The sequence below is a fragment of the Micromonospora matsumotoense genome, assembly GCF_900091525.1.
Lineage (GTDB): Bacteria > Actinomycetota > Actinomycetes > Mycobacteriales > Micromonosporaceae > Micromonospora > Micromonospora matsumotoensis.
Genome location: NZ_FMCU01000023.1, coordinates 1 through 22,816 on the forward strand (window position 1 = coordinate 1; position 22,816 = coordinate 22,816).

18 protein-coding genes and 4 pseudogenes are annotated in these 22,816 nt (G+C 69.6%); 13 read left to right on the forward strand and 9 right to left on the reverse strand.

Going from position 1 to position 22,816, the window contains the following annotated elements; all coding sequences use genetic code 11:
- A partial coding sequence (locus GA0070216_RS35095) for a hypothetical protein (RefSeq protein WP_218108307.1) occupies positions 1 to 246 on the reverse strand: 246 nt, incomplete at its 3' end.
- 677 nt (positions 247 to 923) lie between these two features.
- Positions 924 to 1,271: a hypothetical protein gene (locus GA0070216_RS29270; protein ID WP_141723230.1), complete on the reverse strand. Its 348-nt coding sequence runs from the start codon at positions 1,269 to 1,271 to the stop codon at positions 924 to 926.
- 220 nt (positions 1,272 to 1,491) lie between these two features.
- On the opposite strand from GA0070216_RS29270, the gene GA0070216_RS29275 reads away from it, so the two are divergent.
- A complete protein-coding gene (locus GA0070216_RS29275) occupies positions 1,492 to 1,902 on the forward strand; it encodes a hypothetical protein (RefSeq protein WP_091252874.1) in 411 nt (136 codons plus the stop codon).
- Positions 1,903 to 2,114: 212 nt separating this feature from the next.
- On the opposite strand, the gene GA0070216_RS29280 is transcribed toward GA0070216_RS29275, so the two are convergent.
- A complete protein-coding gene (locus GA0070216_RS29280) occupies positions 2,115 to 3,569 on the reverse strand; it encodes an AAA family ATPase (RefSeq protein ID WP_141723231.1) in 1,455 nt (484 codons plus the stop codon).
- 306 nt (positions 3,570 to 3,875) lie between these two features.
- Here GA0070216_RS29280 and GA0070216_RS29285 point away from each other — a divergent pair.
- Positions 3,876 to 4,097, forward strand: a pseudogene (locus tag GA0070216_RS29285) (SitI3 family protein); the annotation flags it as partial.
- Positions 4,098 to 4,303: 206 nt separating this feature from the next.
- Here GA0070216_RS29285 and GA0070216_RS29295 read toward each other — a convergent pair.
- The 4 genes from GA0070216_RS29295 to GA0070216_RS29310 all read right to left on the reverse strand — a co-directional run bounded on the left by GA0070216_RS29295 (position 4,304) and on the right by GA0070216_RS29310 (position 11,488).
- Positions 4,304 to 6,991 (reverse strand): cation-translocating P-type ATPase, encoded by a 2,688-nt coding sequence (locus tag GA0070216_RS29295; RefSeq protein ID WP_245722812.1) that lies wholly within the window; start codon positions 6,989 to 6,991, stop codon positions 4,304 to 4,306.
- A gap of 104 nt (positions 6,992 to 7,095) precedes the next feature.
- On the reverse strand, positions 7,096 to 8,094 hold the full coding sequence (locus tag GA0070216_RS29300; protein ID WP_091252879.1) for an Acg family FMN-binding oxidoreductase: 999 nt from the start codon (positions 8,092 to 8,094) through the stop codon (positions 7,096 to 7,098).
- Between the two features lie 38 nt (positions 8,095 to 8,132).
- Complete coding sequence (locus GA0070216_RS29305) at positions 8,133 to 10,538, reverse strand: phosphoketolase family protein (protein ID WP_091252881.1); 2,406 nt, start codon at positions 10,536 to 10,538, stop codon at positions 8,133 to 8,135.
- 98 nt (positions 10,539 to 10,636) lie between these two features.
- Positions 10,637 to 11,488: a slipin family protein gene (locus GA0070216_RS29310; RefSeq protein ID WP_091252883.1), complete on the reverse strand. Its 852-nt coding sequence runs from the start codon at positions 11,486 to 11,488 to the stop codon at positions 10,637 to 10,639.
- Between the two features lie 466 nt (positions 11,489 to 11,954).
- Here GA0070216_RS29310 and GA0070216_RS29315 point away from each other — a divergent pair, with 466 nt between their 5' ends.
- Positions 11,955 to 14,795, forward strand: coding sequence for a cation-translocating P-type ATPase (locus GA0070216_RS29315; RefSeq protein WP_218108308.1), 2,841 nt, complete (start codon positions 11,955 to 11,957; stop codon positions 14,793 to 14,795).
- Between the two features lie 12 nt (positions 14,796 to 14,807).
- Here the strand turns inward: GA0070216_RS29315 and GA0070216_RS29320 are convergent, their stop codons facing one another.
- Positions 14,808 to 15,245, reverse strand: coding sequence for a DUF1003 domain-containing protein (locus tag GA0070216_RS29320; RefSeq protein WP_091252885.1), 438 nt, complete (start codon positions 15,243 to 15,245; stop codon positions 14,808 to 14,810).
- Positions 15,246 to 15,869: 624 nt separating this feature from the next.
- On the opposite strand from GA0070216_RS29320, the gene GA0070216_RS29325 reads away from it, so the two are divergent.
- Both GA0070216_RS29325 and GA0070216_RS29330 read left to right on the forward strand, forming a co-directional pair.
- A complete protein-coding gene (locus GA0070216_RS29325) occupies positions 15,870 to 16,541 on the forward strand; it encodes a DoxX family membrane protein (RefSeq protein WP_091252887.1) in 672 nt (223 codons plus the stop codon).
- Complete coding sequence (locus GA0070216_RS29330; RefSeq protein WP_245722813.1) at positions 16,529 to 17,074, forward strand: universal stress protein; 546 nt, start codon at positions 16,529 to 16,531, stop codon at positions 17,072 to 17,074. The genes GA0070216_RS29325 and GA0070216_RS29330 overlap by 13 nt, the downstream gene beginning before the upstream one ends.
- A gap of 282 nt (positions 17,075 to 17,356) precedes the next feature.
- Here GA0070216_RS29330 and GA0070216_RS29335 read toward each other — a convergent pair whose 3' ends face one another.
- Complete coding sequence (locus GA0070216_RS29335; RefSeq protein ID WP_176739193.1) at positions 17,357 to 17,575, reverse strand: hypothetical protein; 219 nt, start codon at positions 17,573 to 17,575, stop codon at positions 17,357 to 17,359.
- A gap of 215 nt (positions 17,576 to 17,790) precedes the next feature.
- Here GA0070216_RS29335 and GA0070216_RS29340 point away from each other — a divergent pair, with 215 nt between their 5' ends.
- The 8 genes and pseudogenes from GA0070216_RS29340 to GA0070216_RS34100 all read left to right on the forward strand — a co-directional run.
- Complete coding sequence (locus tag GA0070216_RS29340; RefSeq protein ID WP_141723232.1) at positions 17,791 to 18,231, forward strand: sigma-70 family RNA polymerase sigma factor; 441 nt, start codon at positions 17,791 to 17,793, stop codon at positions 18,229 to 18,231.
- A 119-nt stretch (positions 18,232 to 18,350) separates the two neighbouring features.
- Positions 18,351 to 19,076 (forward strand): ANTAR domain-containing protein, encoded by a 726-nt coding sequence (locus GA0070216_RS29345; RefSeq protein ID WP_141723233.1) that lies wholly within the window; start codon positions 18,351 to 18,353, stop codon positions 19,074 to 19,076.
- A gap of 100 nt (positions 19,077 to 19,176) precedes the next feature.
- Positions 19,177 to 19,905, forward strand: a complete 729-nt coding sequence (locus GA0070216_RS29350) for a GAF and ANTAR domain-containing protein (RefSeq protein ID WP_091253004.1) — start codon at positions 19,177 to 19,179, stop codon at positions 19,903 to 19,905.
- 461 nt (positions 19,906 to 20,366) lie between these two features.
- Positions 20,367 to 20,612, forward strand: coding sequence for an Hsp20/alpha crystallin family protein (locus GA0070216_RS35100; RefSeq protein WP_218108310.1), 246 nt, complete (start codon positions 20,367 to 20,369; stop codon positions 20,610 to 20,612).
- A 15-nt stretch (positions 20,613 to 20,627) separates the two neighbouring features.
- A pseudogene (locus tag GA0070216_RS35105) lies at positions 20,628 to 20,843 on the forward strand (Hsp20/alpha crystallin family protein); the annotation flags it as partial.
- A gap of 113 nt (positions 20,844 to 20,956) precedes the next feature.
- A pseudogene (locus GA0070216_RS36720) lies at positions 20,957 to 21,172 on the forward strand (NAD-dependent DNA ligase LigA); the annotation flags it as partial.
- Between the two features lie 124 nt (positions 21,173 to 21,296).
- Positions 21,297 to 22,055 carry a helix-hairpin-helix domain-containing protein gene (locus tag GA0070216_RS35115; RefSeq protein WP_281190476.1) on the forward strand — a complete coding sequence of 253 codons (759 nt, stop codon included), beginning with the start codon at positions 21,297 to 21,299 and terminating at the stop codon, positions 22,053 to 22,055.
- 533 nt (positions 22,056 to 22,588) lie between these two features.
- Positions 22,589 to 22,696, forward strand: a pseudogene (locus tag GA0070216_RS34100) (IS5/IS1182 family transposase); the annotation flags it as partial.
- Positions 22,697 to 22,816 lie beyond the last annotated feature (120 nt).

Here is a 22,816-nt window from a genome sequence, read left to right on the forward strand (position 1 = left end):
GACGTCGTCGCTGGTGAACCCATCAGCTCCGAGAGTACTCAGCCGTCGCGCGAACTCCTGGACATTGATCATTTGCAGCCTCATCGTCGGATTGTCAATTCTCCACCGTAACCCCCGCTTCAGTCGGCGGATCCGGCACCCGCCGTGCGGGCTACCGGGGCCGACAGCCGGCGCCAACAACTGCGACCGCTGCGCGGAAGTCCGCAACTCTTCGGTGAGCTGATCGCGCACCTGCAAGGCCGTCACGCTCTGTGTTACCCATGCTGTCCCGCGAGGCCCGGAAATGGCCGCGATCCGCGCGTTCCGGATCCCGGCAGCCGAAGCCCTGCAGCGCGCCTGGATGCGCCGAGACCAAGACGGGCGCGCACGATCGCCCGACGCCTGGTCGAAGCTGGTTCGACGCCGCGAACCTGTCATGCCCGGACACGTCCTGTCGTGGTCTGACAACCGCGTCCGGTGTCAGGTCGTGCTGTCCCAATCGGTGGTCTCGGTCCCCCGCCGTCGGTGAGGGACTCGCTGTCGAGGAGACATGACCATGGCCGGTCGTACCCGTTCCGCCGTCACGGGGTGTCTGCCCGCCCCGGACAGGTGGCAGACAGGGCCGCTGCTGACGTTCAGGGCGCCGCGGAGCGGCCGGGCGGGTCAGGACGAGGGCTGGGTGCGCAGCGCGGTGGGAACAGGGCCCACGGCGAGGTCGTCAGGTCATTCCGGGCAGGACGAGTGGGCGGGTGCTGTCGCGGGCGTGATGTCGGTTGGCGGCGGTGATGTTGGTGAAGCCGTGGAGCTCGTCCGGGCCGGTGGTGGGCGGGACTGATGTTCCCGGGCTTTCCCGGAGTCGCCGGCTCGGCCGGCGGGGCTGATCCGGGCAATTCGGATCGGTGCCTTCCCGGTGGTCGTCCGCGAACGGCCACCGGGAACGCTGGTCAGCCGGCCCGGTAGGAGAGGTAGTAGCCCTCGTACGGCCAGCTGTGGAAGTTGTTGAGCTCGGCCGCGGTACCGGCGCAGTCGGAGGTCCGGTAGCCCGAGACGGAACCGAAACCGTTCCAGCCGATCGCCCAGATCGCCTCGGTCGGGACCGGGCGACAGATACCGTCGGGCGTGGCCTGCCTGCCGACGATGATCTGCGTGGTGGCCTGGTAGAAGACGAGGCCGACGTCGGGAACCTTGAGCGTCTCGACAGCGGCTGCCGGCGACGCCGGTATCGTCAGGGCCAGTGTGGTAATCAATGCGGCGGCGAGACCCGCTGCGATTCGGCTGGTGAATTGGCGCATGGGTTTCCCTTTCGAGCGGCGTTCAGGGACGGGGCCGGAGCTCGTTCAGCCCAGGGCTAACGTAGATGGTCGTCGATTTTATTTTCCGTGTCAATAAAAATCCGTCGCTGATCTCTGTCGCTGGGCGACCTGAGTGCAGGGGCACCAGATGCTTGACGGTGAAAGTTTTCGGCGGTAGCTTGAGATTTACATCCAGATTCATCAATGGAAGGAGGTAGCCGTGCTGTGGAAATCCTTCGCCATCGCCGGGGCCGTCGCAGGTGTGCTGGTCATCGCCCCTGCCGCCTCGGCAGCCGCCCCCGCCGCCTCGGCGGCAGCACCCGGAGTGTCGATACAAGGGGGGGCCGGGTCCGGGAACTGCCCGCAGGGCTCGCTCTGCATCTGGCCCAACTGGAATCACCCGCCGCAGGGTCCCGTGGAGACGCCGTCTCTGATTACCAAAACCGAGTGGACCGGCAGCATCCAGGGATTCAACTTCTACAACGGCACAGGCCGCGACGCCGTAATATCCGGGTTCCAGTACGGCACGGGGGCCCCCTTCAAGAACTGCGCTCCTGCCGGCGGGACCGGGGGTGACCTGTATATACCGGCCAACGTGACGAAGGTGACTTGGCAGCTGACCCCCTGCTGATCCTCCACTCTGCGTCTGGCCCACCTGGGATTACCGGCGACAATTCTTATATATGCCATTGATCGTGGCGAAGGTGAGTGGGAATACGGTGCACGTCTGCTGATCTCCGCCGTTTTCTGATCTCCCGAATTCGGTGCTTCCGCTTTCTCGGTGGTCGTCGGGTGGGGACGACCACCGAGAAAACGGGCGACCGTGACCGGTGACCCAGGTTCTCAGTGGCCCACCGGCGGGATGTCCCCGGGCAGTAGCAGCCGGAGTTGCTCGGAGCTCGGCGTCGGTAGGTCGGCGAGCCGTTCGGCCTGCCGTTCGACCATGACGCCGAACAGCTTCCGTGCGCCGCGCCCATTGCCGAAGTTCGGTTGCTCGACGGCCTCGGCGAGCCGTTCCAGCACGGCCGCGCTGGTCGCCTTCGTCAGGTCGTAGTCGTGCTGGGCGGCCAGCCCGGAGACGATGGCGAGCAGTTCCTCGGGGCTGTAGTCGGCGAACTCGATGGTCCTGGTGAAGCGCGAGGCGAGGCCGGGATTGGTGGCCAGGACCCCGTCCATCTCGGCGGGATACCCGGCAACGATCACCACTACCTCGTCCCGGTGGTCCTCCATCAGCTTGACTAGGGTGTCGATCGCCTCTAGGCCGAGGTCCGAACCGATGCCGAACGTACGGCCCAGCGTGGATGCCTCGTCCACGAAGAGCACACCGCCGAGCGCCCGCTCGAACACCGCTGAGGTCTTCAGTGCGGTGCTACCCAGGTATTCACCCACCAGGTCGACCCGGGTCACCTCGACGACCTGCCCCTTCGACAGCAATCCGAAGTGGGCCAGCAGCCGCCCGTAGATGCGTGCGACGGTGGTCTTGCCGGTCCCCGGCGGGCCGGTGAAGACGAGATGCCGGCTCATCGGCAGCACCGGCAGGTTGGCACGCCGCCGCTGCTCACTCACCCGAATCAGATGCACCAGGGTCCGGACCTCGCGCTTGACCGCGGCCAGTCCGATCATGGCGTCCAGTTCCGCCAGCGCTGCGTCGACGTTGGTGACAGCATCGGCCTCGCCGGGACCACTGCTGCCGCCGCTGTGATCCGGCTCGTCGGTGCGGTCGCCGCCCGCCGAACCGGTCGCCTCTGGCAAGTTGTCGGGCGACTGCGTGGCGCGGACCGACACGAGCGGCCGGTCGACGCCCCGCACCGGTTCGCCGCCGACGTCGACGAACCCGCACCCCTGGACCACCACCGGGGCGTCGGTCTCCACCTGTACGCCGTCCCCGCCGCAGCCGCGTGCCATCTCGGCCCGCATGTCCAGCCGGGACTGGTCCCCCAGCACCACCGCTGACCCCGTCGTGCCGGTGAGCCGGCCGGAGCCCTCGGTGGCGATCCCGGTCTGCGAGGCACCCCGAACAGTGGTGTCCTCGACCCGGACGTCGGTATCGAGGGCACCATCGAGCACGATTCCGCCCTCGCCGCCGGTAATCGTCAGGCCGGTGAAGGTCGGGCTGCCACCCTGCACCCGTACGCCGTAACGGCCCGAGTCCTCGATGCGGATGTTCGCGTACCGGCCGGCTGCGGCCTGGATCAGCAGAGCATCCTCCCGGGCGCCCCGCAACACACCACCACTGACGGGTCTGCTGCACACCTGCCGCCGTACCGCCTCACGCTTGGCCCGCTCCCACGCGGACAACCCACCTCCATCGGGATACCTCATCCCATCGATCTACCCCAACCCAACGTCGCACAGACCACATCGGACGAACCTGACCATTCAAGATCTGTAGCGGGGCGTTGCCCGGTGGTGACGTACTCGACGACTACGGTCCGGGCAGCGGCTGGGGCCACTCGCGCGATGTCGGCAGCGATTTCCACCACGCCGGCGTCTGGCGACTCGTACGCCTTGAGGTCCGTAGCGCAGCTCAAAGAACTCGCGGCGGTGACCCGCAGCGGTGAGATCGTTCAGATCGTACGGCGAGACTGAGAGGGCAGGCAGCAGGTGGCTGTCGAATACCGATTGACTCTGGCCGGCGATATCCCGCTGGAGCAGGTCGCCGAACTCGTCGCGCCGGCAGGCGTCCAGGAGTCGGCACTGCCCGGATACCCCCGGCTGCTCAGCGCAGACCTCCGAAACAGACTCGGATACACGCTGGGCATCTACGGCGGCAGCAACGGCTACTTCGATGCCGAAGACGACAACGGCTCGCAGTGGGAGTGGAAACGCCCGCGCTTCGGGATCCTACGGATGGCAGGCTCGAATCCGCTGCCGGGAGTCGGCGGTCGCCAGCGCCGCGGCCGGACCGGCCGTGCGGGACATGGACTGTGGCCTTGCCGGGGTTCTCGCATTCGCTGAGCATCCGACCGCCGGTCAGCGCGATCATGGTCGGGCGGAGTTGGTGCTCGCGGCCGCCGTGAACGGTGGCGCTGCTACGGCCGCTTGAGGCGCTGTGCGCGAGGTTGAGCCGCTGACGGGCCAGTGCGGTCAGGGGGAACCTCTGCCGCTGGTGGTGGCGAGACCGAGTAGATGAGGCGGTCGACACGGATGGCGGCGTAGCCCAGGGTGGAGACGGCCGTAACGATCAGCAGGTCGGTGGCGGTGACCGGTTCGGTGCCGAGTAGTTGACGCAGCGGCGGAGCGTAGATGGCGGCGAGTTGCAGCAGCAGTGCGGCACCGACGGCGGCGATCAGCATGGGGTTGGCCGTGGTGCCGGGGCGGGCGCGTGATCCCAGGGCGACGGCGAGTTGGGTGAGGCCCAGTGCGAGGAACGTCAGGGTCTGCCACGGCCGGTCGGTGGTGTGCGCCCACACGCCGACGCCGATGGTGACGGCGGCGATGACCGCCGCGACGCGCAGGACGCGTTGCCACAGGCCGGCGCCGAGGACGGTTTCCGCCGGCGGGCGAGGGGGCTTGCGCATGCCGTCGGGGTCGGCGGGTTCGCTGCCCATTGCCAGGCCGGGAAGGCCGTGGGTGAGCAGGTTGATCCAGAGGATCTGGGCCGGGAGCAGAGGCAGGGGCAGGCCGACGAACGGCCCGACGAGCATCACGGCGATCTCGGCGGCGCCGCCGGACAGGGCGTAGAGCAGGAAGCGGCGGATGTTGGCATAGACGCGGCGGCCCTCCTGCACGGCGGCGACGACGGTGGCGAGTTCGTCGTCGGCGAGGACCAAGTCGGCGGCTTGGCGGGCGACTTCGGTGCCGCGCTTACCCATAGCCACGCCGATGTCGGCGCGATGCAGTGCCGGGCCGTCGTTGACGCCGTCGCCGGTCATCGCGACGACCTGCCCGGCGGCACGTAGGGCGTCGATGATGGCGACCTTCTGCTGGGGGGTGGCGCGGGCGAAGACCCGTACGCCGCGGGTGGCTGCCGGGCCGGGTTCGGTGGTACGACAGTCGACGGCCGTCTCGCCGGCGTCGATGATGTGGAGTTCGGTGGCGATCGCGGTGGCGGTGGCGGGGTGGTCGCCGGTGATGAGGATCGGGGTGATGCCGGCGTCACGGCATGCGGCGATGGTGGTTGCGGCAGACGCGCGCGGCGGGTCGAGGATCGCCACGAGGCCCAGTAGTCGTAGGCCGTGCTCGTAGCCTGCGGCGTCGTCGGGCACGGTGTCGCGTTCGGCCTGGGCCACGGCGAGGACCCGGTATCCCTCTCGGGCGAGGGTGTCGGCGCGGTCGGTGGCCTGATCCAGCACGTCGGGGTGGTCGGTGAGGATCGCCGGGTGCAGCAGCGACTCCGGGGCTCCCTTGCAGTTGATCTGGATGCGTCCGTCGGCCAGCTGGTGTGCGGTGCTCATCCGTTTGCGGTCACTGTCGAAGGGTGCCTCAGCATGCCGGGGCGACGCCTTGTGCAGCGCGTCGACGTCGATGCCGAGCTTGCCGCCGGCGGTCAGGAGCGCCGCCTCGGTGGGGTCACCGACGGCCAGCCAGTCGTCGTTGTCTCCGCTGGGCGCTCGCAGCGACGCATCGCTGCAGAGCACGGCCGCCCGCATCAGCTGCACGAGGTCGGGGGCCTGGTCGCCGGCTTGGTCGGCGACGATGCTCTCGCCGTCTCGGTGGATCTGCCCGTCCGGGGCGAAGCCGAACCCGCTGACCGAGGCGTCCCCATGCGGGGTCCACAGCTGCCGTACGACCATCGTGCCTTCGGTGAGAGTGCCGGTCTTGTCGGTGGCCAGGATCGTCACCGATCCGAGGGTTTCCACCGCCGGCAGCCTGCGGATCACGGCGTGGCGGGCGGTCATCCGGCGTGCACCCAGGGCCAGGCTGAGGGTGACCACTGCCGGCAGTGACTCCGGTACGGCGGCCACCACCAGGCTGATCGCGGTGACGATCATCAGCTGCAGCGGTTGACCGCGCAGCAGGCCGAGGGCCAGGACCAGCCCGCAGAGCAACAGCGCGCCGACAGCGAGCTGGCGGCCCACGCCGGCCAGGCGACGCTGCAGGGGCGTCAGGCCAGGGCTGGTGACCATCATGGCGGCGATGCGGCCCATCGCGCTGGCCGCGCCGGTCGCGGTGATGACGGCGCGCCCGCGGCCCCGGACGACGACCGTGCCCGCCGATACGACTGCCGACCCGGCTGGCGGCGAGCCGGCTCCGGTAGCGGCGAGGAATTTGTCGACAGGCGCGGATTCTCCGGTCAGCGCCGCCTCGTCGACGAGCAGCGCGACCGACTCCACGAGGCGGGCGTCGGCGGGTACGACGTCGCCTTCGGCCAGGATCAGCAGATCGTCCACGACGAGATCCGCAGCGGGAACTTCGCGTTGCCTGCCGTCGCGGACTACCCGGGCGGCCGGAGCGGTCAGGGCGGACAGGGCGGTGATGGCCCGCTCCGCCTTGATCTCCTGGAGCACGCCGACGGTGGTGTTGACGGCGATGACCAGCAGGATGACGGCCGCGTCGGTGAAGTCGGCGGTCGCCAGGGTGAACCCTGCCGCGGCGAGCAGGACCAGCACCAGCGGGTCGCGCAGCTGCGTGGTGATCCTTCGCCACAGCGGTGTGGATTGTGGCGTTGGCAGCACGTTGCCGCCGTCACGCGCCAACCGCGCTGCGGCGTCGCCCGACGACAGGCCACCGGCATCGGCCGAGGCGGGGCGCAGTTCGCCGTTCGACCGGGGCTCCAAGCCCTCCTCCGGTACGACAGGCGTCGTGGATAGGGTCATTGTGGTTCGCCGCCTTCTTCGATCGTGATGACAGCCTCGCGGGGCCGGTGGTGCGCGACGGCTGGTCAGCGCTCGATGACCTGTTCGGCAGGGATTCGCGGAGTGTGCGCAGCGGCGGTGCCGGCCGGGTCCGCGGTAGTGAAGCGCAGCACGAGCTGCGGGTAGCCGAGGTCGGCCAGCAGGCGCCGCAGCTGCTCACGGGTGACAGCCACTTCGATCGTGGCGCTCAACGGCAGGACGGATACTCCGAGTTCGGTGGCGGTGAGCCAGGCGGCGGAGAGCGCCTCGCCGACGCGGAGCCAGTCGAGCTTGCCGTCCTCGAGCCCGTAGAGGATCGCGAATGTGGCGGCGTTCTCGTGGGCCTCGGAGATGGGCAGGTCCCCGTAGTGGCCGAAGTCGCGACCGGGCACGGTCGTCTGGGTGGCACGGTCACCGATGGCGGAGTCCGGAATGCCGGTGCCCAGCGGCCGGGTACCGCCGGTCCAGTAGGCGAGTTCGGCCTGCCAGGCGATCTCGTCGGCCTCGGTGCGCTGGGCGTGATCGACGGCGGTGGCCAGGTCGTACACCTGGTCGGGCTGGAGCAGGTGGAGGTACGCGCCGGCGGATTCGACGGCCGTGACGATGGAGTGCAGCTTGTCGGCGGCGACGGGGTCACTCACGGCGGGCCGGCGGTCGGTGTGCCGTAGGGCGATGGTTTGCAGGTGGCGTACCGCAGCCGGGGTTACCGGGATTCGGTGGTCGACGCGCACCTGCGCGAGGTGGTCGGGGTGCGTGGGGTTGGGCATCCGGGTGACGAGCGTGTGCCAGCCGGCTGCGGCCAGGCTGACCAGAGCATGGTGCAGCGCGGCGCCGCAGCTCAGGACGGCGAGCCGGGAGTCGGGGTCGGTGATCTCGAGGCCCCGGCTGTGATCGAGGTAGAGGTGCAGCTCGTTGCCGGTTACCCGCCAGCGCCAGGGTTGTGTGTTGTGGATCGACGGGGCGTGTCCCGCCGCTGCTGCGGCGGCGGACAGCGCTCGGGCCTCGGCGCGGGTGTCGGCGGCCCGGATGGAAGCCTCAGTGCTCATGGTCGGATCTCCTTCTGGGTGGTGGGACGTCCGACCGGTCATGAGGTGCGCGGCCACACCCAGTCGCGGATTTCGGGCAGGTCCTCGCCGGTACGCCGCACGTAGGCGCGGTGCTCGGCGCGCTTGTCGACCATCTGCTGACGCAGGACGGCTGCCTTGCGGCCGAGACCCGGAACCCGATCGATGACGTCCATGACCAGGTGGAAACGATCCATGTCGTTGACGACGAGCATGTCGAACGGGGTCGTCGTGGTGCCCTCCTCCTTGTAGCCCCGGACGTGCATGTTGTGGTGATTGGTGCGCCGGTAGGTCAACCGGTGGATCAGCCACGGGTAGCCGTGGTAGGCCACGATGACTGGCCGGTCGGTGGTGAAGATGGCGTCGAAATCGGGGGCCGGCAGACCGTGCGGGTGTTCGGAGTCGGGCTGTAGGCGCATCAGGTCGACGACGTTGACCACCCGCACCTTGAGGTCGGGCAGGTGCCGACGAAGCAGGTCGGTCGCGGCGAGGATCTCGTAGGTCGGTACGTCACCGGCGGCGGCGAGGACCACGTCGGGCTCGCCGTCGTCGTTGCTCGCCCAGTTCCAGATGCCGAGCCCACGGGCGCAGTGCAGGGCGGCCTCGTCCATGTCGAGCCAGGTCGGGGCGGGTTGCTTGCCGGCGACGATGACGTTGACGTAGTCGCGGCTGCGCAGGCAGTGGTCGGCCACCGAGAGCAGGGTGTTGGCGTCCGGCGGCAGGTAGACCCGGATGACCTCGGCCTTCTTGTTGACGACATGGTCGATGAAGCCGGGGTCCTGGTGGGAGGTGCCGTTGTGGTCCTGGCGCCAGACGTGCGAGGTGAGCAGATAGTTCAGCGACGGGACGGGTTTGCGCCAGCCGAGGTGCCGGGTGGTCTTGAGCCATTTGGCATGCTGGTTGAACATCGAGTCGACGATGTGGATGAATGCCTCGTAGCAGGAGAACAACCCGTGCCGACCGGTCAGCAGATACCCCTCCAGCCAGCCCTGGCAGGTGGTCTCGGAGAGGATCTCCATGACCCGGCCGTGTCGGTCCAGGTGCTGGTCCACCTCGTCGACGCGGGCATGCCACGCCTTGCCGGTGGTGTCGAGGACCGCGCCCAACCGGTTCGACTCGGTCTCGTCCGGACCGACGATCCGGAAGTTGTGGTTCTCGGCGTTCGCGATGAGCACGTCGCGGAGCCAGCCGCCCAGCACCCGGGTCGCCTCGGCAGTGTCACCGGTCTTGACCGCGTGGTCGCGAAAGTCGGGTAGTTCCAGGTCGCGGGGATACCGGCCACCGTTGGCGTGCGGGTTCGCCGACATCCGCAGGTCGCCGGAGGGCAGCCAGTCCACCACCCCCGGCCGGGGAGCACCGGCGTCGTCGAACAGCTCCGCCGGCCGGTAGGACAACATCCAGTCCCTCAGGGCATCGAGGTGCGCGGTGTCGTCGCGGGCCGCGGTGAGCGGCACCTGGTGGGCACGCCAGGTGCCCTCCACCTGCACGCCGTCCACCATCCTGGGACCGGTCCACCCCTTAGGGGTACGCAGCACGATCATCGGCCACCGTGGACGTTCGATGGCACCGTCCACGCGGGCGGCCCGCTGAATCTCGGTGATCTCGTCGAAGACCGTGTCCAGGGTGGCCGCGAGCAGTTGGTGCACCGTGGCGGGGTCGTCGCCGGAGACGAGGTACGGCTGGTGCCCGTAACCGGTCAGCAGCGCGCACAGCTCGTCGTCGCCGATCCGGGCCAGCACCGTCGGATTGGCGATCTTGTAACCGTTCAGGTGCAGGATCGGCAGCACCGCGCCGTCACCGACCGGGTCGAGGAACTTGTTGGAGTGCCACGACGCCGCGAGAGGCCCGGTCTCGGCCTCTCCGTCACCGATCACGCACGCCACCACGAGGTCGGGGTTGTCCAGGGCGGCGCCGTACGCGTGCGAGAGCGAATAGCCGAGCTCGCCGCCCTCGTGGATCGACCCGGGCGTTTCCGGCGCGACGTGCGACGGGATACCGCCCGGAAACGAGAACTGGGTGAACAGCCGGCCCATCCCGGACGCGTCCTGCGAGACCCTCGGGTAGACCTCGGAGTAGGTGCCCTCCAACCAGGTGTTCGCGACCAGGCCGGGGCCGCCGTGCCCCGGACCGGTCACGTAGATGACCTCCCGGGACCGGGCCGCGACGATCCGCGACAGGTGCGCGTAGAGCAGGTTCAGGCCGGGCGTCGTACCCCAGTGTCCGAGCAGCCGTGGTTTGACGTGCTCCGGCAGCAGCGGATCGCGCAGCAGCGGGTTTCCCATCAGGTAGATCTGACCGACGGAGAGGTAGTTCGCGGCCCGCCAGTACGCGTCGACGCGGTCGAGTTCGTCCCTGCCCAGCGGTGCGGCGTCGGCGATCTGGAAGGTCGTGGCGTCCGCCTCGGGTGGGGTGCTGGTCACGGTCATCGGGGTATCACCTTTCGGCTGGGAGCATCATGCGACGCGATACCGCGGCGGTACCGGGGGGACGAGTCGCGACGTGTCGGCGACGCCGGCGGGCAGGCTCAGGAGGCGGGCACCGGTCGGACCGCGCCGTTGACCGGCGGGGCGGCGTCCACGACGGGGCCGCGCGGCGCCGGAACGACGTTCGCCGCAGCGGCCTCCCGGGCGAGGAAGGCACCGAGTTCGCCGATCGTGCTCATCAGCGGCGCCGGGAACACCACGGTGGTGTTCTTATCCACTCCGAGCTCGACCAGGCTCTGCAGGTTACGCAGCTGCAACGCCAGGGGGTGGGCCATCATGATGTCCGCGGCGGCACCGAGCGCGTCCGCGGCGAGCGCTTCGCCCTCAGCCGCAATGATCTTCGCGCGCTTCTCCCGCTCCGCCTCGGCCTGGCGGGCCATGGCGCGCTTCATGCTCTCCGGCAGCTGAATGTCCTTCAGCTCGACGAGGGTGACCTCGACACCCCAGTCTTCGGTGGCCACGTCCAGGATCGTCTTGATGTCGACGTTGATCCGATCGGTCTCGGACAGCGTCTCGTCGAGGGTGTGCTGCCCGACGACCTTGCGCAGGGTGGTCTGCGCGATCTGGTTGATGGCGGTACCGACACTCTCAATCGCGACGACGGACTTCACCGCGTCGACGACCCGGAAGTACGCGACCGCGGATACGTCGACGCTGACGTTGTCCCTGGTGATGATGCCCTGCGACTGGATCGGCATGGTGACGATTCGCAGGCTGACGCGGTTCAGCACATCGATGATCGGGATGATCACGGTCAGGCCCGCGCGGCGGACCCCGATCACCCTGCCGAGCCGGAACAGCACGCCCTGCTCGTACTGCTTGACCACCTTCAAGGCCAACGACAGCAGGAACAGAACCAATACCAGGATGACGACGAGCCACACGTACGACATGACAGATTCCTGACTCCGGCCGTAACCGGATGTCCGTGCGCGAGAAGAATGTCCAGCGGGGAACGCACCCGATCGCTGCGGAGGCGAAGAGACGTCGACGTGCCCGCAGCGGCTAAATACCGGCCACCGGGGTCCAGGGCGACAACCTGACCATACGCCTGTGGACGGCATCCGTCGTTACGCGCGCCCCGCAGCCCTGATCGACAACGCCGACCACACGCATGGCGCGTACGGTGGGGTCGTCGCTCCGGACCCCGGTGGCACCCGTCCGCTCGACCCGGCAGGGGCTCGGTCGTCGAGCCGACCCTGAGGTCACGACCTCGGCCCGGTGCGCGTTCGCACCCGGCCGAGCGCCACCGGCTCGCGCACGACGGTCCCGCCGTATCCGCGTCCTCCGTCACGCCGACCGCCACTTCGCGCCGCCCTGCCCTGCACTGTCTGTCCTCGACATCTGAAGGACGCCACGATGACCGCACGGACACCGGCCTCCCCGAACGACACCGTCCCCTTGGCCGACGGCACCGGATCGGGCGGTCGGCCCGCCGGCGGTGAGATGGACGCGCGGGAGCCGCTCGTCGAGTTGTTCCGTGACCTGCGCACCTCACCGCACGGGTTGGCCAGCCGTGAGGCGGCCCGCCGGCTGGTCGTGTACGGGCCGAACGGGCTGGCCCGGCGTGCCGGTAGACGCTGGCCGGCCGAGTTGCTGTCCCAGTTCACCCAGCCGCTGGCGATCCTGCTGGCACTTGCCGCCGTCCTGGCCTGGGCCGGCGGCACACCGGCGCTGGCGGTCGCGGTGGCTGCGGTGATCCTACTCAACGCCGGGTTCGCGTTCGTGCAGGAATTGCAGGCTGAACACGCCGTCGACGCCCTCGCCGCATTCCTGCCGGCGACCGCCGCAGTGGTCCGCGACGGCACCCGCGCCGAGATCCCCGCAGCGGACCTGGTACCCGGCGACGTCCTGATCGTCGCCGAAGGCGACCGGGTCTGCGCCGACGCCCGCATCATCGACGGCGTCGTCACGGTGGACCTGTCCGCGCTGACCGGCGAATCGGTGCCCGCCACCCGCTCGGCCGACCTCGCCACCGTCACCGATTCGGTGCTGGACGCCCACAATCTCGTCTTCAGCGGCACCACCTGCACGGGCGGTGAGGCCACCGCCGTGGTCACCCGCACCGGCATGCACACCGAGCTCGGCCGCATCGCAGCCCTGTCCCAACGCGGGGCCACCCAACGCAGCCCACTGGAGACGCAGGTCCGCCGGGTCACCTGGATCATCGCGGCCGTCGCCGTCGCGGCCGGGGTGGCGTTCCTACCCGTCGGCGTGTGGGCCGGCCTCGGTTGGAGTGCCGCGATCAGCTTCTCCATTGGCCTGATCGTGGCGAACGTCCCCGAAGGGCTGCTGCCGATCATCACGCTCGCCCTGGCCGTCGGCGTCCGGGAACTCGCCCGCAAGGGTGCGGTCGTCAAACGCCTCTCGGCCGTGGAAACCCTCGGGTCGACCACTGTCATCTGCACCGACAAGACCGGCACCCTCACGGAGAACCGGATGACTGTCATCCGGCTGTGGTTGCCCGGCGCGGAACTCGACGCCACGGCCGACGTCGACGACCCGCGCGTGCGCGCTCTCGCCGTGGCAGCGGCGGCCTGCACCACCGCCCAGCCGCCGACCGACACCCAGCCGGCGGGTAGCGGGGATCCCACCGAGCTGGCCCTCCTGCGCCTGGCCGGGAACCTCGGGGTAGCCGTCACCACCGCGGGGCGGGACGCCGGACGCCGCGCCGTGTTCCACTTCGATGCCCACCTCAAACGCATGTCCGTCGTGGACGACACCGCAGGCGTCCTGGCCGTCCGCACCAAGGGGGCACCGGAGACGGTCGTCCCGTGCTGCACGCATCTCGTCGCCCCCGACGGCAGCGTCCGAGGACTGGACGAGCCGACCCGCGTCGAGCTGCAGCACACCCTGGACCGGTACGCGGCCGATGGGCTGCGCGTCCTGGCCGTCGCCCAGCGGGCCCTCCCCGGCAGTGCGGTGTCCCCCGCCCGACGCGAGGACGCCGGAACCGGGCTGACCCTGCTGGGTCTGGTCGCGATGGTCGACCCGGCGCGACCCGGCGTCGCCGAAGCTGTCACCAGCGCCCACCACGCCGGCATCCGCATCCACGTCATCACCGGCGACTACGGCCCCACCGGCGCCGCGATCGCCCACCAGGTCGGGGTCGGACACGCAGGCTCCCGCGTCATCGCCGGCGACGACCTGGACCGGCTCAGCGACGCCGACCTCGATGCACTGCTCGCCGGGAACGACGAGATCGTGTTCGCCCGGTCATCACCCGAGGCGAAGCTCCGGATCTGCGAGGCGTTGCGCGCCGGCGGAGAGGTCGTCGCCATGACCGGCGACGGCGTCAACGATGCCCCCGCGCTCCGGCACGCCGACATCGGCGTCGCGATGGGTCGCTCCGGCACCGACGTCGCCCGCGAAGCCGCGACCATGGTACTCACCGACGACAACTTCGCCACCATCGTCACCGCCGTCGCTGCCGGACGCCGGGTCTTCGACAACGTCCGCAAGTTCGTGCTCTACATCTTCGCGCACGCCGTACCCGAGGTCGTCCCTTTCCTGATCTTCGCGCTTTCCGGCGGGGCGATTCCGCTGCCGCTGACGGTGTTGCAGATCCTCGCGATCGATCTCGGCACGGAAACCCTGCCCGCCCTGGCGTTGGGCCGTGAACCCCCCGAACCCGGCCTCATGGACCGCGCCCCCCGACCCCGCACGACCGGGGTCATCGACCGCGCGCTGCTGCTCCGCGCCTGGCTGCTGCTCGGCGGGGTCTCCGCGGCCCTGGTCATGGGCGGTTTCCTTTACACCCTCACCCGCGCCGGATGGCAGCTCGGCGACCCCACCGGGGCCGGAACCGCGCTGCACCACGCCTACCTGCAGGCCACCACCGTCACCTTCGCCGGGATCGTGGCCTGCCAGATCGGCACCGCGTTCGCCGCCCGCACCGACCGGGAGTCGCTGTTCACCATCGGACTGCTCAGTAACCCGCTGCTGCTCTGGGGCATCCTGTTCGAGCTCGTCTTCACCGCCGCCGTCATCTACGTCCCTGCGTTGCAGGACATCTTCGGCACCGCATCGCTCAGCCTCGGCCAGTTGGTAGTCATCGCCCCGTTCCCGTTCCTCGTCTGGGGAGCGGACGAGGTCTTCCGTTGGGTGCTCCGGCGGCGCGACATCACTCGGTGCGACGCCGCCGACAACCTGCCGGACCCGACCCCGGCCGGTCTGCCCGCCCCGATCACGGCGAGGTGAGCGTGCCTCCGGTCATGGCTCTTTGGCGAGCATGGTCAACATTCCCTCGACGATCGGCTCCGCCTGTCGCACGCAGTCACAGTTCACGCCGTGGGCGTCCCGGTGCCAGGCGATGAGGTACTGCAGGGCGAGCTGGTTGACCTGGTAATCGTGCTCGGCCTTGACCCGGTCGGTGTCAGCCTGCCGGTTCTGGCTGAGCAGGATCAGCGGGGCCGCGTACGCAGCTTGGGTGGAGAAGAGCAGGTTGAGCAGGATGAACGGGTAGGGGTCCCAGCGGTGCAGAACGGCGATGATGTTCACCGCGATCCAGATGGTGACGATGCCGGTCTGGACGATGATGAAGCGCCAGGAACCGAACACCGCGGTCACCGAGTCGGCCAAGCGCTGTCCAGCGTTGCGGTGGTCGTGCCGGTACTGGTTGGCGGGATGCCGGTGGTGTGCCGAGGCCATGGTGGCCGCCGCCCTTCCTGAGGGGACGCGTCGTGGGACGCAGGGAACGGGCGGGTGGGTGCCCGACCGTGGTCGGTCGACGATCCGGTCCGGGCCAGCAACTACGGCGTCGTCATGCCGGTGCCGCGACATCGGCGCTGGCGCTCCGCGGCAGGATGGAGATCCGAACTCGGATCGGATCAGCCGGGACGGGGCGGCCGTCGATAGCCCGGCGCTCGATGTTGTGCGTCGGGCGGGCCACCCGCAGCTCCGCCGGGCGAACACGTCAGCGAACACGGTCAGAGCCACCGGGGTCCGAGGCGGCGCTCTCACCTTACGCGCGGCGCGCCGCAGCCGACCCCCACCCATCTCGGGAGGTCGCCCGTACCGATCAGTGCACAACCTTCGGCGTCTTTTCCACCGACTGGGCGTAGGGTGAGGGCGTCGCTCTGGCCCCCGGTGGCTGACCGCCCGCCGTCGTCGATCCGCCCAGGAGCTGACCGGTCCCCCGCTGCCGCCGACCGCGCCACACGTGTGACGGAATGTGTCGTCGTGGCCTGCGGGTCGCCTTCCTGGCAACCGGAACCACCCATGGTCTTCTCAGGCTGTGGGCCCGTAGTTGAGCAGCGAAGGAATGTGAGTGCGATGGCCTACATCGCCAAGGACCACAACGGCACGGCGCGCGGCGCCGTACCCACCGCCAGGCTGGCGCAACCGGCGACCGGTGTCGCCGGGCACCTGCCCGGGCCGGGTGACCCGGCCCGTTCGACACCCACCGCGGCGCACCGCGAAGCGACACCAACCGCCGGGACGGGAGTCGGTCCGCAGTTGAGCGCACCGGTCCGCTACCTGCTCGCGGGCATCCGTCTCGCGCTGGGCTGGATCTTCCTCTGGGCCTTCCTGGACAAGATGTTCGGCCTGGGACACGAGACGACCCCGGCGAGGTCCTGGGTCAACGGCGGCAGCCCGACCAAGGGGTTCCTGGGGTCAGCGGCCACCGGCCCGTTCACCGGCTTCTACCACTCGATCGCCGGCGGCTGGCTGACGGACGTGCTGTTCATGGGCGCGCTGCTCGCGGTGGGTGTCGCTCTACTCCTCGGGGTCGCGATGAGACTTGCCGCCGGGGCCGGCGCGCTGCTGACCGTCATGATGTGGACTGCGGTCCTGCCACCGGCCAGCAACCCGTTCATGGACGACCACCTCGTCTACGCCGCCGTGCTGGTCGTCCTCGCCCTCCTGGGCGCCGGCCACACCCTGGGCCTGGGCGCCCGATGGGCCGAGATCACATTGGTACGACGATCCGCATGGCTGAGGTAGGACCGGCCGATGCCGGCGACTGGAGAGGCCGTGCGGACGACGACATGGTGAACCAGGTCGAGGAACACGACCGGCGCATCGTCGTCGGCGTCGACGGATCGGCGGGGTCCAGAACGGCACTGCGCTGGGCGATGAGCCAGGGCCGGTTGACCGGCGCGAAGGTCGAAGCCGTCAGCGCGTGGCAGGGCCCGCCCGTGTACGGGTTCGCGTACGGGTGGTCGCCGTCGGTGTTCGAGGACGTCGACCTCGCCGCCATCACCGGAAAGATGCTCGCGGAGGCGGTCGAGGACGAGGCCGCCGGGCGGCCACCGGCGGAGATTCTGACCCGGGTCGTGCACGGCCATCCGTCCCAGGCGCTGCTCGACCTCGCCCACGGAGCGCAGATGCTGGTGGTGGGCAGCCGAGGGCACGGCGCGTTCGCCGGGATGCTGCTCGGTTCCGTCAGCCAGCACTGCGTTCAGCACGCGCCCTGCCCGGTCGTGGTGGTGCCGCCGACCGACCCCGAGCGGGACGAGATCGGGAGCCGGCGATGAGACGGCGGGCCGCCAGGGCAGTGCCGGTCGGGGAGACACCCGCCCTGACCGGAGGGCGCCGCGACGTCGTCTCCCGAAGTGCCACCGTGCCAAGCCGATTCGAGGTTCTCGTCGCGGCGGGGTAAGGCAACCGGGCGCGCGCCGTGCTGGGGCGCGGCACGCTGATCCGGAGCTGGTCACGGCCCGACCGGATGCACCGGTCGGGCCGTGACCAAATGACGAGCTGCCGGCTGACGTCGCCGCCGAACCTGGTCGGTGTCCGCAGGGCAACAGTCGGGACTGTCAGACGCGGCTGAGCACGACCTTCAGGGCCCCGGTCCGTCTTGCGTCACTGAAAGTGCCGTAGGCCCGAATGACGTCGTCCACGTCGAAACGGTGGGTGACGAAGCGCGCCGGGTCGATCCGGCCGGCAGCGAGCAGGCGCAGCAGGGTCGGCGTCGAGGAGGTGTCGACCAACCCCGTGGTGATCGTCAGGTCCCGCGACCAGAGCGACGGCTTCACGGTACGCGCCGCGCCCGTGGCGGGCTCCCTGTTCCACCGCCTCGGGTGCCCGACCCCGGGCGGCGTCGCGCTCGGACGGCCTCGTCGGCCACAGTGCCACGGGGGGGCCTGGCCTGGCTCCGGGCTTGACCGCCGGCGTACGCTGACGGGAAGTTCCAGCCGCCCTGGTCCCTGGTGGTGCCCCGTAGCCGCAGGCACACCTCCAGGAGCGTCGGATGTCGGTTCCGCCGAATGTCGTCATGCCGGGCCCGGAAACGGTAAGTAATCTGGTGAAGCGGATCGGCGACCGCGACCAGGCCGCCTTCGGTCGCTTCTACCGCCGACTCGTCCGCGCCGTGTTCACACAACTGTCGGACAGCCTGGACAGCCCGGCGCTCGCAGTGGCCGTGACCCGCGCGGTCTTCGTAGAGGTGTGGCGGGTCGCGCCGGCGTGCGCCTCCCACGAGGTCGACGGGCTGGCCTGGGTGAACGCCATTGCCGCTCGCCATGCCGCAGACAGGATTGCGGAATTCGAGCAGCACCGACGCCGGAGCGCTACCGGCGTCAACGACACGCTCGGTCACGAATTCGTTCTCACTGTCGGGAAGGAACCGTTGGCGCCGGCTGGAACGCCGATCCGGCCACCTCACCGGACCGTTCCGGCACCTTCGCACTGAACCGTGGACGCACCTACGACCAGATGGTGGAGCAGACGGTGCCGGGCCCCGTCGGTGGTCGCGTCGGGACGGGCGTGGTCCGAGGGTACCCGCCGGTCTTCGCGCGGTACGGGGTGCCGATGAGTCCCGATCGCAGGCTTCGGTTGTGGGCCCTGGTCGTCGCCGAGGCGCGTGGCGCCGTGGTCGCGGTGGAGCATGTCTGCGCGGTGTCGGTGACGGTGACCGGTGCCGACTCCGCCGCCGTCGCGGTATCCCTGCGCAGCACCCCGCGGGAGGTGCTGTGGGCGAGTGACCGGGTCGCTTCTCGCGTCGCGGAACTGGCTGTGACCTTCGGGGAGGGCCCGTCCGTCGAGGCGACCAGTGGCGGTCCCGCGTTGGTCGGGGACCTGACGGTGCCGTACTGCCAGGCCCGCTGGCCGGCGTTCGCGCCGGCCGCCGCGGCCAGCGGGGTCCGTGCGGTGTTCGCGCTGCCGCTGCAGATCGGCGGGATCCATCTCGGTGTGTTGGACCTCTACCGCGCGCGTGCCGGAGACCTCGACGGTGAGCAACTGGCCGACGCCCTGGTCCTGGCTGACACCGTGTGCGCGGTGCTCCTCGACGGACCGTCCCAGTCCCGCCCGGACGAGGACAGGCACAGGCCCGCGCAGCCGGGACTGCGGCATCCCGAGGTGCATCAGGCCACCGGGATGATCAGCGTCCAGCTGAGGGTGTCCGTGGAGGTGGCGCTCGCCCACCTTCGGGCCTTCGCGTACGCACACGACCGACACCTGCGGGACGTGGCGGGCGACGTGGTTGCCCGGCGCCTACGCTTCGAGCCCGAACCAGCAGCGGAGCGGGACTCGTGACGAGCGGGGACGGTGGAAACCGTTCCCGTACCAGCCGCCCTCCGGTCCGGTATCGCCGAGGGACCGGCGGGGCTATGGTGTGTGGCTGAAGGTGGGTGACATGACCGACAGCCAGCTCACGGACGTCTTCGTGGAGACGGCCGACACGCTCGTCGGCGACTTCGACGTACTCGAGTTCCTGCATGTGTTGACTGAACGGTGCGTCGAACTGCTGGGTGTCTCGGCGGCCGGGTTGCTGCTGACCGACCAGCAGGATTCGCTGCAGGTGGTGGCCGCCTCCTCGGAGCGGACCAGACTGCTCGAGCTGTTTCAGCTGCAAACCGACCAGGGCCCCTGCGTCGACTGCTTCCGCACCGGCCGACCAGTGTCGGTGACCGATCTGCCCGCCGCGCAGCGGTGGCCGAGGTTCACCGCCGCCGCAGCCGAGGTCGGATACGCCGCGGTACACGCCCTGCCCATGCGGCTACGCACCGAGGTGATCGGCGCGCTCAACCTGTTCGACGTCCAGCCAGGTGCCCTCGACGAGGGCAAGCTGCGCATCGGCCAGGCGCTCGCCGACGTGGCGACCATCGGGCTGCTGCAACACCGCGCCATCCGCCGCGGCGGCATCCTCACCGAGCAACTACAGACCGCGCTCAACAGCCGAGTCCTGATCGAACAGGCCAAGGGCGTCCTCGCCGAACGCCTCCAAGTCGATGTGAGCGACGCCTTCGCCCTGCTGCGCGACGGTGCCCGCAGCCACAATCGCCGGTTGTCGGAGCTGGCTCAGGCAGTCGTCGACGGCACCGAGCAACTCGTCCCGAACGTGGTCCCCCACCCTCGCGGCTGATCATCAGCCCCAGGCGGACGCGGCTGAAGGAACAGACCTACACCGTCGATCGTCAGCCGCGCCCACTCGGACGACGATTCGTGTGGCAGCACGCGGCCCGGTTGGCACCGGCCCCCAGCGGCAGAGAACACCGGCTGCCGACACCACGATGGACGCCGATCACCCACATCGCGCTCCGACGCAGCAGAGCGTACGATGAGGTTGTCGCTCAGGTCCCCGGTGGCGAAGAGCCCAGAGCCGTCGAGTGTCCCTCCGTTGCCAGCAGGGGCGTCCACCGAGTCGACCTCTATCACGCAGCATGTCGCGCTATCTCTACGGCAGCACCGCGCTCCGGATCACCGGGGCCGCACGGCCGTTGATCCCGGCAGGCAACGCGTCAGCCGTCGGCACGAACTACTTCTTCGGCTGGGACCGAACCGTCCCATTCGCACATTTATGCACCTTGAGGGTGTGGTGCGGCCATGCTGCTCCGATTCGACCCGTTCCATGACCTGAACCTATTGGCCGACGAAATCCTCGGTGGACGGCGGCTGCCGCAGACGATGCCGATGGACTGCTACCGACACGGCGACGCGCTCCACCTGCACTTCGACATGCCCGGCATCGACGTGGAAACCCTCGACGTCACCCAGGAGAGCAACACGCTGACCGTGCGAGCCCTCCGCAACGCCACCGCGCCCGAGGACGCCACCTTCCTGGTCGACTAGCGCTCCGGCAGGTCCTACGCCCGCCAGCTGATCGTCGGCGACGGCCTGAGCCTCGACGCGATCGTGGCGAACTACCAGGATGGCGTGCTCACGTTGACCATCCCCGTCGCCGAGCAGGCTCAGCCGCGTCGGATCGACGTGAGTACCGGCGAGGACAGCACTCGCGACCGCCATGAGGCGATCGAAGGGTCGGCCCCCGAGACCGACCGGCTGGTCAGGACCGCGGGCTGACCCGGGCCACCTCCCACCCCCGCTACAGAGACCGCCGAGCAAGCGCCCGGACCAGGCCGGCACGACGTAAGTGGATCACCGCCTTCAAGTTCCCCGCCGCCCAGAAGATCACCGTGCTGCGCGCCGTGCAGTGGAGCGTGGGCCGCACCGGCGTGATCGCCCCGCGCGCCGTCCTCGACCCGGTGGACGTCGCCGGCACCACCATCACCTACGCCACCCTGCACAACCCGGCCGACATCGCCCGCCGCGGCCTGATGCTCGGAGACCACGTCATCGTCTACCGAGCCGGCGACGTCATCCCCCGCGTCGAAGGCGCGGTCGCCGGCCTCCGCACCGGCACCGAACAGCCCATCGACATCCCCGAACTCTGCCCCGCGCTGCGGCGGCGGCATCGACCGCAGCCAGGAACGCTGGCGCTGCGCGCGGGGACGCGCCTGCGGCCAGAAAGAAGCGATCCGGTACGCCGTCGCCCGCGACGCACTCGACATCGACGGCCTCGGCGAGAAGATCATCGTGCAACTCGTCGACAAAGGGCTGATCGAGGACTTCGCCGACCTGTTCACCCTCACCCACGATCAACTGCTCACCCTGGACCGCATGGGCGCCAAGAGCGCCGACAACCTCACCGCCGCCATCGAGACGGCCAAGACCAAACCCCTCAATCGCGTCTTCTGCGCCCTCGGCGTCCTGGGCACCGGCCGTTCCATGTCGCTACGCATCGCCGCGCACTTCGGCTCCATGCACGCCATCCGAGACGCCGACGCCGTCGCTCTCGCGCAGGTCAACGGCATCGGCAACGACAAGGCCCCCGTGATCGTCCAGGAACTGGCCGAGCTTGCCCCGACCATCGACAAGCTCATCGCCGCAGGTGTGAACATGAGCCAACCCGGCTTCGTTCCCCCGGCTTCCACAGATGCGCAGACCGACGCGGAAACGTCCGCCCAGAACGCGAAGAGCGAGCTGCCACTAGCGGGGCCGACCGTGGTGGTAACCGGCACGATGACCGGACCCCTCGCAGACCGATCCCGAACCGAAATGACCGAACTGATCGCCCAAGCAGGGGGACGCGCATCCTCCAGCGTCTCTGCCCGCACCCACCTCGTCGTCGCCGGAGACAACGCCGGCAGCAAACACGACAAGGCCCAAGCACTGGGCATCGAAACCATCACACCCGAGGAACTCGCCCACCGCCTCGCTGGACACCTGACGTGAGAAGCGGTGCGTGACCGGCCCGAGTCTTCGCCTGTTCCCTGGGCGGGGCACACGAGGAACGGTGCGCGCCTCTGAAAGATCAGCTGTACCTAAGCCGTACCCCGACACTGGCATGCCTCGACGATCATCAAGGCAGCGCCGCCCGCGACTGCGTCCACGACCAGTTCACCGCCGGAGCCCGGCTGCTGCGCCGCGCGTCCTACAACGCCGCCGCTGGCTGCCGGCTCGCCGCCGCACTCGCGCAGCCCGCCCAGCCCGCCGGGTTCATGCAGTGGCGGATGCCGGCAGCGGCGGTCATCCCCCGCTAGGACTTCCGACGCTCCGACCACATCGGCACGCCTTCCGTGGAGCGACCGGCGCTGGCCAACTCCGGTCATCGGGGCCAGTCGAGTCACGCCTCGGGCACGCCGACGTCGCGGGCGTAGGTGACCGCTTCCTGTCGCCCGATGTCGTCGCCTCGGGGATAGGTGAAGACACGGCCGGCGAACACGACCGGGTCTGCTGCACCGATAGGTGACGCCACCGTCATCTACTTCGACCTGTTCCTGGCAGCAGCGATCGTCACCGTACGTCAACTCATCCAGCGAGCGCGAACCCTCTACCGCTGGGACACTAGGCCCACCACCCGCCGACTCAAGTAACACCTATTGCCGGTGGCTCTCAGCAACTACTCCACCGACTTCGCAATGGCCCTGCGTCGGAGTGTGCCGGGTCATCGCCCATGCGACGCCTCCTTCACAGTGGCGCATCTCTATATATAT